The organism is Vibrio sp. (assembly GCF_038138445.1).
Taxonomy (GTDB): domain Bacteria; phylum Pseudomonadota; class Gammaproteobacteria; order Enterobacterales; family Vibrionaceae; genus Vibrio.
Map to the genome: position 1 here is coordinate 1 of NZ_JAYQDQ010000031.1, position 8,847 is coordinate 8,847.

Annotated in this window: 7 protein-coding genes and 1 tRNA gene; 1 reads left to right on the forward strand and 7 read right to left on the reverse strand. The window is 42.7% G+C overall.

The genetic code is table 11. From position 1 onward, the window contains the following. Positions 1 to 110 precede the first annotated feature (110 nt). A complete protein-coding gene (locus AAFM34_RS10160) occupies positions 111 to 1,007 on the reverse strand; it encodes a response regulator (RefSeq protein WP_341662454.1) in 897 nt (298 codons plus the stop codon). Between the two features lie 106 nt (positions 1,008 to 1,113). On the opposite strand from AAFM34_RS10160, the gene AAFM34_RS10165 reads away from it, so the two are divergent. After that, positions 1,114 to 1,929 carry a chromosome partitioning protein ParA gene (locus tag AAFM34_RS10165; protein ID WP_341662456.1) on the forward strand — a complete coding sequence of 272 codons (816 nt, stop codon included), beginning with the start codon at positions 1,114 to 1,116 and terminating at the stop codon, positions 1,927 to 1,929. A 24-nt stretch (positions 1,930 to 1,953) separates the two neighbouring features. On the opposite strand, the gene AAFM34_RS10170 is transcribed toward AAFM34_RS10165, so the two are convergent. From AAFM34_RS10170 to AAFM34_RS10195, 6 genes are all read right to left on the reverse strand, one after another. Next, on the reverse strand, positions 1,954 to 2,832 hold the full coding sequence (locus AAFM34_RS10170) for an SPOR domain-containing protein (RefSeq protein ID WP_341662458.1): 879 nt from the start codon (positions 2,830 to 2,832) through the stop codon (positions 1,954 to 1,956). Between the two features lie 150 nt (positions 2,833 to 2,982). Continuing rightward, on the reverse strand, positions 2,983 to 3,921 hold the full coding sequence (locus AAFM34_RS10175; protein ID WP_341662461.1) for an ABC transporter permease: 939 nt from the start codon (positions 3,919 to 3,921) through the stop codon (positions 2,983 to 2,985). A 2-nt stretch (positions 3,922 to 3,923) separates the two neighbouring features. After that, complete coding sequence (locus AAFM34_RS10180; protein WP_114787865.1) at positions 3,924 to 4,901, reverse strand: ABC transporter permease; 978 nt, start codon at positions 4,899 to 4,901, stop codon at positions 3,924 to 3,926. Between the two features lie 150 nt (positions 4,902 to 5,051). After that, positions 5,052 to 6,605: an ABC transporter substrate-binding protein gene (locus AAFM34_RS10185; protein WP_341662463.1), complete on the reverse strand. Its 1,554-nt coding sequence runs from the start codon at positions 6,603 to 6,605 to the stop codon at positions 5,052 to 5,054. A gap of 85 nt (positions 6,606 to 6,690) precedes the next feature. Further along, a complete protein-coding gene (locus tag AAFM34_RS10190) occupies positions 6,691 to 8,397 on the reverse strand; it encodes an ABC transporter ATP-binding protein (RefSeq protein WP_341662465.1) in 1,707 nt (568 codons plus the stop codon). A 372-nt stretch (positions 8,398 to 8,769) separates the two neighbouring features. Continuing rightward, a tRNA-Pro gene (locus tag AAFM34_RS10195) sits at positions 8,770 to 8,846 on the reverse strand. Position 8,847 lies beyond the last annotated feature (1 nt).

An 8,847-nucleotide genomic window follows, 5' to 3' on the forward strand; every position in this document is an offset into this window, starting at 1 on the left:
CAATACCGAATTTAAAAGGAAATGATTAGATGGGGTTTACCGCCAGCTTACGATAGACAAGGAGAAGAAACAGGATTGTCCATGGCTAGACTCAAACACTGCCGTTATAGTTAAAAACCAATTAGCGTGATTTTGCCCTGAGCCAAATCTTCAAACTGACAGGAGAAATCAACCCTTTTATCTTGCTCTTTACTGTACAGTGCCTCAAGCTTCTCAAAGGCGGAAGGAATAAAGCTAACACTTTTAAGACGCAAGCTTTTACGTGAAGAGCTATCGAGAAAGGCAAGCGCTGATTTATCAAGCACTTTGTGACAGGTATCCAAAATATCTTTGCTCACCAACTTACTATGGATTGCTTGCTGCAAGTCGTCCTTACTTATCTTTGAATTGGATCGCGACATTATACATATTGCGTAAATATCTAATATTGCGACCGCACGGGTTCTCTGGGTGTCACCATCTTCGTACATTGCAAGTAAGCAAGGGATTTTACTTTCATCAAAAGACTGCTTACGAATGTTGCTAAGCGTGAGGTGAGCACCAATTTCTCGTTTCATTAGCTTTTCGAGCTGAGCGAGCTTAGGTAAAGCCAATTCCTTTTGCACATCATTAATATTTTCTAGTGTGCGTTCACTTTCCTCTGCCCCTTGCACTAAAGGCAGCAATTTACGATGCAGATCTTTATCGACGAAAGGCTTTGATAAGACAAAACTCGCACCTGCTGACTTAGCCTGGTTTATTTGGACTTGGTCATCGACAGTAGTAATCATGCCCATCTTGGTGCCGAGATCGAGCTTTTTTATCTCTTGAATTAAGGTAAGCCCTGTCATATCAGGCATATGCCAGTCGGTGAGAACAATCTCCGGTTGCCATTCCTTTACTCTATTAAGCGCACCAACTGCACTGTCCTCTTTTTGAATGGATAAACGACGATAGCCAAACTTTTCTAATGCTCGTCGGACTATCTCTAACGTCGCTTTACTGTCGTCGACAATCAGGATTTTCACAAAAAGTATTCTGCTCTAGCTGGATGATTATACTAAATTATAGGCACAATTTCTGGCGACAACTAAACTTACACCCAATACTTACTCCAAAACATAGAATGAGTTCATGGATTTAACCGCACTTCTCACCACTCCGTTAATAACTACGGAAAGTTTGTTTGCCCTTGCAGTGGATGTTGGACTCTTGATCCTACTAGTATGGTTCGTCATTTTACTGCTAATGATCCGAGAGTTTCGTCAATTCGCACGTGACGTCGTTCATGGCCCTCAATCCAGTACAAACCCGATAATGGATGGTCAAACCTACGAGCTTTGCCAAGAGTCAGTCGAAAATGCTCTCAGTTATACCGCTGAAAATAATGACACTTTAAACGATCTCATCATCATTCAAAAAGCGCTAGAAGCCCAAGTTTCACAGATCAAGGCCGCAGGTCAAATCAGCCTCACTGCCGATGAACAAGAGTCCATTGATGATCTTAATCAGCAGCTATCTAAATCTCATCAGCTTATCCGCAAGCTAAAAGGAGACCTTGATCGGAGCATGGAGGGGTTAAGAAAAGCCAAAAATAAACTCGACAAACAATCAGACACAGTTGACAGTCTGCGACAAGAAAAAGAACAACTTGAGAAACAGTTTGAACAACTTGAGAAAGAATACATGCAAGTCAGTGAGTCTGGTGGCTTTAATAAAATGGAGAAGGAGTATCATCAAGAGCGGCAACAATTACTCAATATTATTGAGAACTACAAAAAGAAAATCAGCGAACAACCAGAAGATGGTTCAGGCGCTTCCAATGAGGAGCTCGAAGCTATCCAGCAACAATTACATCACGTCACAAAAGAAAAAGAGTTTGTCGAAAAGAAATACCTCGATTTACTTAAAGAAGCAGAGAAAACAACTGAGGAGAAAAAGGACCCATAACTTGTATTGGCCCTGATACTATTTCTACTTTACACACATAACATTGAGCAGTGAAGAGCCTTTAAGTGACTTGACTTTGCCCGTGTAAAAAAGCCCAGTTTTTTCTTCTCCCCAATAAGGTAAATGCATCGGCCACTTATCCCTCATCATCACATTAGCTTTCAGCAAAGATTGCCACTCGTTATTGCTGGCAAGGCGCATTCCCATTTGATCACAAGTTTGATACGCCATATCGTAGCTCATCCTGTTCCAAGGTAGCTCATGCTCCATATAAAATTGGTCATTGCTAAATAATGAATAGGGCACAGTATACTCAACACCTTTAATCACTATTTTATGGCGAATTGCCATACCTTCATTTAATTCTTTAGCAACTGCTGGCTGCTTTACAGGCTTTGGGTCAGGCTTGGGCTGTGGTTTAGTGGATGCGATTTTAGCAGTCAATTGTGCATTTTGGGGCTGTGCTTTCGCTTTTGATATCTGTCGAATAAAGGCTTGTTCGTATTCAGGTAGACGTTTCACCCTGACCAAGTCTCGTTTAGCATTAGAAAAATCTTGATACGGCCCGACTAAGCAGCGGTACACATTACCTTCAGGCTTAGTCCATACATCCGTAGTAATGCTAGGGTAAATTTGTTTTGCTGCATTTAGGCTCAGTGGTTCACTATAAACGCCACACTGAATCCAAAAGTGAGATGCGTTAGCTTTGGGCTGCTTTTTCCCCCACATCCCTGTGCCGATGGGACAATCACTTTCCAGCAAAGGAAGACTATCTTTTGATGCTTGTCTTGCATCACACAAAAACTCCTGCGCGTAAGCCTTATTAAATGAAAGAACTACGCCCAACATAGTAAGGTTTATGAGTACAACTACAGAAAGTTTGGACTTTACCACTATTCTCATATTCTCATTCCAACCTTAAATTCTCTATTCCATCACTTGGTATTATTATCAACGGCTTGCCGATGTTTAAAACTTAATGCAAAAAAAGAGCCGTAACTTACTACGACTCTTAGTTTAGTGAGGATTATATAATCAAATCCGAGGATTAGATCACCCTTTGTAGATTTTAGGGTTGAATACATCCCTAAGCCAGTCACCTAATAAATTAATGACCAAGACTAAAGTCACTAAAACCACACCAGGAAAAGCTGTAATCCACCACGCGCCTGAGAATATATAATTGAAGCCTATACTTATCAGGGCCCCAAGCGATGGCTGATCAACAGGCAAGCCAAGCCCAAGGAAAGATAAAGCCGCTTCTGACATAATGGCGTTAGCTACTTGCACTGTCGAAATGACCAAAATGGGTGACAAGCAATTTGGCAGAATATGACGAAACATAATGCGCGGCGCTTTAAAACCCATTACTCTGGCTGCCTCCACATACTCTTTTTTCTTTTCGGCCAAGACTGACGCACGGATCGTGCGTGCATATTGAGGCCATTCTGCCACACCAATAATCACCACTAGCATAATCACCGCATATTGACTGTAAAAGTCACTACCAAAACTGGCTTTAAAGATTGCGGAGACTATGATAGCCACCATCATGGTCGAAAATGACAACTGAATATCAGCAAAACGCATCAATAAACTGTCAATGCGGCCGCCAAAATAGCCCGCAGACAGACCTATGATAATACCGAGAACTAGCTGCAAGCCCACCGCCAAAAAACCGATGGTTAAAGATAATCGCGAACCGTATAAAATCGTAGATAAAATATCTCGCCCTTGCTCATCGGTTCCCAAAACAAATCTCTCATCACCTTCTTCCATCCAAGAAGGAGGAAGCTCGGAGTCCATGATATCAATGGTAGCTAAATCATACGGGTTAGTCGGTGATAATATCGGCGCCGCTATTGCCATCAGCAAAAACAGCGTAAACACAGTAAAGCTTGCCATAGCAACTTTATCGCGTTTGAAGTAATACAAGAAATCTGATTGCTTGAAGCGCTCCCATCGAGAAGGAGCAGTTGCAGTTTGGCTCATGATTATGCTCCTTTTCCAGTAAGGTTCACGGTAGGGTTAATAATCCCGTACAACAAATCGACTATGGTGTTAGTAACCACAAATATTAAACCAACAAAAATTACATAAGCGGTAATAAGTGGAGTGTCGACACGGTTAATCGCTTCTAAAAAAAGAAAGCCTGTGCCGGGCCATTGAAAGACGGTTTCAGTGAGAATCGTATAAGCGACCATAGTACCGATTTGCACGCCACCCACAGTCAGCACAGGTAGCATGGTGTTTTTCAGCGCGTGCTGATAGTAAATCTTATTCAGTGCTAAGCCTTTTGCCTTGGCAAACTTAATGTATTCTGAGCTCAAAACTTCGAGCATCTCTGAGCGCACCAAGCGGATGAAAAGCGGCAACATGATTGAAGCAAGAGAGATACACGGCAAAACAAGATGCGCAAGCCCATCAAGAGTGAAGTACCCCGATTCCCAGCCAAGCAAATTCACTGTTTCGCCGCGACCAAATGAAGGCAACCAGCCAAGTTCTATCGAGAAAACATACATCAACATGATTGCGGTCAGAAACACAGGTATTGAGATACCCACACTACTAAATGCCATCACTGCTTTGGTGAAAATGCTTTTGGGATGAATCGCCGAGTACACTCCCAAAGGAATGGAGCAGGCAATGATTATAAGCGTGGCACCAAACACTAATTCTAGTGTCGCCACCAATTTATCTAAAATAACGTCAACAGCTGGGCGCTTGAAGAAATAGGATGTACCTAAGTCCCCATGAAGCGCAGAGCCGACAAAACGAGTGTATTTGGTTATGAAAGGATCGTTGAGGCCTAACTCATCACGCAAAGCCTGGCGTTCTGCCTCTGAAACCGACTGACCCACAAGCTCACGTAATGGGTCACCCAGATTATCCTGAATGGCAAACGCCACTAAACTGATCACAAACATCACTATCAGTGCCTGAAATAGGCGCTTGACCAGAAACGAAAACATTCCTTGCCCCTTTACTTTCCATAGATTTCAATATGCAGTTCCACTGCCCTGCACCTTGAATATTAAAAAGGTGCTCACTTATTCAAAATAAAGTTCACACCTTAAGTTTCCAAGTTATTAATATTAAACACTTGGATAAATTAAAACACTCTACTTAACAACAAGATCGCCAAAGTAAGGCTGATCCATACCGTTGACGATTGGGCCAATTTTGACATTGCTCTTCGCAGCCCATGAAGGGTCCTCCCAATGCAAAGGAACAAATGCAGCCTCATCGTAAAGTGTCGCTTCTACCTGCTTAAGCATTTCACCACGTTTACCTAAATCAGTCTCGGTATTCGATAGATTAACCAGCTTATCAACCTCTGCGTTACCATAATGTCCACAGTTATACTGTCCTTTGCCCGTTTCACTATTGCGAGTCATAGCAAGAAACTCAGTGAAGTTAGCCGAATCTTCGGTATCTGGATGCCAGCCTATCATCATCATATCTGCCGAACACTTATCAAATTCAGGCCAGTATTGGGCTTTGGGCATGGTTTTCAGATCAACCTTGATACCGATTTTGGATAACATCGCAGCTGCAGCTTGAGCAATTTTGGCATCATTCACGTAACGGTTATTCGGCGCCATCATGGTCAGTGAAAAGCCTTTTTCGTACCCAGCTTCTTTCATCAACGCCTTAGCTTGATTAAGATCATAACGAGGTTTAAGGCTATCATTATAACCTGCGTAACCTACTGGGCTTTGCTGTGCAGCTGGTGTTCCTGCACCCTTCATAATTTTTTTCACTATGCCTTGGTTATTGATCGCATAAACAATCGCTTGACGAACGCGAACATCTTTAAGCGCCGGGTTGCTGTTTTGGTTCATCTGGAAGGTGATCACCCGAGTGCCCGGCATAGTATAGAGGTCAACGCCATTAGCACTTTGAATTCGCTTGTAATCATTTGGAGCTACAGGTGCAATCATATCGACATCACCAGAAAGTAGCGCTGCAACACGAGTGGCATCTTCTTTGATTGGCACTAGGGTTAATTTATCAACATTACCTTTTGATTCTTTGTCCCAGTAGTCTTCAAAGCGTTCGAATTCAACTTTTACACCTTGTTCGCGCGACGTAATAATAAATGGGCCTGTACCGGATGCGTGTGTCGAAGCGTAAGAGTTGCCATGTTTGACCATCTCAGACTTATCCTTGCCATCCTTGGTTTTGCCTGTATAGAACTTACTGTCCATAGGGAAGATATAAGTAGCAACATTTTCAATCAGCGGATAGGTACCATCGGTTTTGATCTCTACGGTATAATCATCAACTTTATTTAACGCCACAAGAGGTGCAAAAATACCCTTAAAATCGGCTGAATCTTTGAGGCGATTAAACGTCCATACGACATCATCGGCCGTAAACGCGTTGCCTGAGTGGAACTTAACTCCTTTGCGAAGATGGAAACGCATGGTTTCGTTATCTACTCTCTCCCAAGACTCTGCTAAACGAGGCTCAAATTTCATCTCCTGCGTAAAGCGCACCAGTGGGTCAAATACCATGTGAGACATTTGTAAAGTGCCACCAGATAGCTGCTCATGAGGGTCTAACGAGACGGGATCAGAAGCATACCCAACGGTGATATCTGCGGCTACTGCACTAAAGCTCAAGCCAGCTGCCATTAAAGTCATGGCAAGTTTGCTTTTCATGGTTTTCATTGCATAACTCCTTATGCGGGATTAATCCCTAGTAATGTGTATTGTCTGTTTAACTAATTTAAAATTATGTTTCGGCTTGTGCCTGTTATATTGCTTCTCTTAACCCCGTAAATTCCGGCATTAAGGAAATAAGTTGTTTACTGTATTCATGCTGTGGCGAATTAAACAGCTGCTCAGTCGGAGCAACTTCGAGTAAGGTGCCCATTTGCATTACACCTACGCGATCACACATCTGACGAATAACGGGTAAGTCATGACTAATGAACAACATGGTGAGATTAAGCTCATCTTGCAGGTCTTTAAGTAAGTTCAGTATCTGAGCTTGCACGGACACATCAAGTGCTGAAGTTGGCTCATCACAAATCAAGAGTCTTGGACGAGTCGCGAGTGCTCGAGCGATGGAAATACGCTGGCGCTGCCCACCAGAGAACTCGTGTGGGTATTTCACACCCGCCATCTTACCTAATCCAACGTGATCAAGAAGATCGTTGACGATCTGCCTGGTTTGGTTTTCATTATCAGTTAACTTATGAAAACGAATAGGCTCAGCGATAATATCGAAAATCTTCATACGAGGGTTCATCGATGTATACGGATTTTGAAATACCATCTGCATCTGACGACGCATGGGGCGGCGCTCTTTCTCCGACTTCAAAGACGTTAAGTCAATACCCTCAAAAGTCACCTTACCTGAGTTGGGTTGATACAATCCGGCAATCACGCGCGCAATGGTCGACTTGCCTGAACCAGACTCACCAACTAGACCAAAAGTTTCTCCTTCATAAACCTCAAAACTCACATTATTAGAGGCCTGAACATATTCGCGGCGGCTTTCAAATAATGAATCTTTGGTCACAAAACGTAGATTTACATTTTCTACTGTTAGTAATGAGCCGCTGTAATCACGATGATCCTGACTTTGGCCAAGCCAATGATTTTTGACATCAAGAGGTTCCATTTCTTGGGCTTGTTCTATGTAGTTAACCAGAGGAAAACGCTCCAGCTTTGCATCGGAGCGCGGCACTGCAGAAATGAGGCTTCGCGTGTATGAGTGATCCGGATCGCCCAATACTTTCTTAGTGTCACCAAATTCGACTAAGTCACCACGATACATAACTGCAACGCGATCAGTTACATTCGATACCACTCCCATATCGTGCGTTACCAACATGCATCCAACATTATTCTTTATGCACAAATCACGAATGAGATCGAGAATTTGGTCTTGGATCGAGACATCTAATGCTGTGGTTGGCTCATCCGCAATAATAAGGTCTGGCTCACCAGCTAGAGCAATAGCAATCACAACACGCTGACGCATTCCGCCCGAAAACTGATGCGGATACTGTTTAAGACGATTCTCTGGTTGAGGAATACCCACTTGCTGCATCAAGGACAAAGCTCTCTGATAAGCTTCGTCTTCTGAGACATTCATGTTAGCGTGGATAGTTTCAGTTAACTGCTGTTCTACGGTAAACAGGGGATTTAAAGATGTCATAGGATCTTGAAAAATAAATCCTATTTTAGAGCCTCTAACTTGTCGCATCTCTTCGGCTGACAAGCCAGATATTAGATCACCATCTAAATAAACATCGCCACTGGCGATACGCCCTGGAGGGCTGAGTAGATCGATAACAGCATTACCAACTGTCGATTTTCCAGCACCAGATTCACCAACAACACCGACTATTTCACCGCGCTCTATATTGAACGACAACGATTTAACAGCAGCATGTACACCATGGCGTGATGGGTACTCAATACGAAGGTTCTTAACTTCTAAAAGTGACATTACCAGACCTCTAATGCTCCGGCAGCTTCCTGCCCTGTCTGAGATTGAATCCATTCAAGTCAGCCAATTAACCCTGTTTAGCTTATCACTCAACCAAGATTATTGACCTGACAATTTACAAGCTCATCAATTTGGCAAAAAACTCACAAAAGTGCAACATTTAAACCATTAAAACGCCCATTTTAAGCCAATAATACTCAAATAATAGAAACATATATGCAACATATTGCTTCTAGTTACAAATTTAAAAGTCACAAAAATCGGAAATAATTTATAGATTAACTAGAGAGGTTTTTTATTCAGAGAGGGTTATGCTAACAGCTATAAGGTTCAGATAAGAAAAAAGCCTGCTATTTAGCAGGCTTTTCAATGTGGTCGGTGAAGAGGGATTCGAACCCCCGACCCTCTGGTCCCAAACCAGATGCGCTACCAAGCTGCGCTATTCACCGA

Excerpts from the sequence above, each read along its gene's own strand:
- AAFM34_RS10190 (WP_341662465.1), bottom strand. The coding sequence starts at position 8,397 with ATGTCACTTTTAGAAGTTAAGAACCTTCGTATTGAGTACCCATCACGC.
- AAFM34_RS10165 (WP_341662456.1), top strand. The coding sequence starts at position 1,114 with ATGGATTTAACCGCACTTCTCACCACTCCGTTAATAACTACGGAAAGT.
- AAFM34_RS10175 (WP_341662461.1), bottom strand. The coding sequence starts at position 3,921 with ATGAGCCAAACTGCAACTGCTCCTTCTCGATGGGAGCGCTTCAAGCAA.
- AAFM34_RS10170 (WP_341662458.1), bottom strand. The coding sequence starts at position 2,832 with ATGAGAATAGTGGTAAAGTCCAAACTTTCTGTAGTTGTACTCATAAAC.
- AAFM34_RS10185 (WP_341662463.1), bottom strand. The coding sequence starts at position 6,605 with ATGAAAACCATGAAAAGCAAACTTGCCATGACTTTAATGGCAGCTGGC.
- AAFM34_RS10180 (WP_114787865.1), bottom strand. The coding sequence starts at position 4,901 with ATGTTTTCGTTTCTGGTCAAGCGCCTATTTCAGGCACTGATAGTGATG.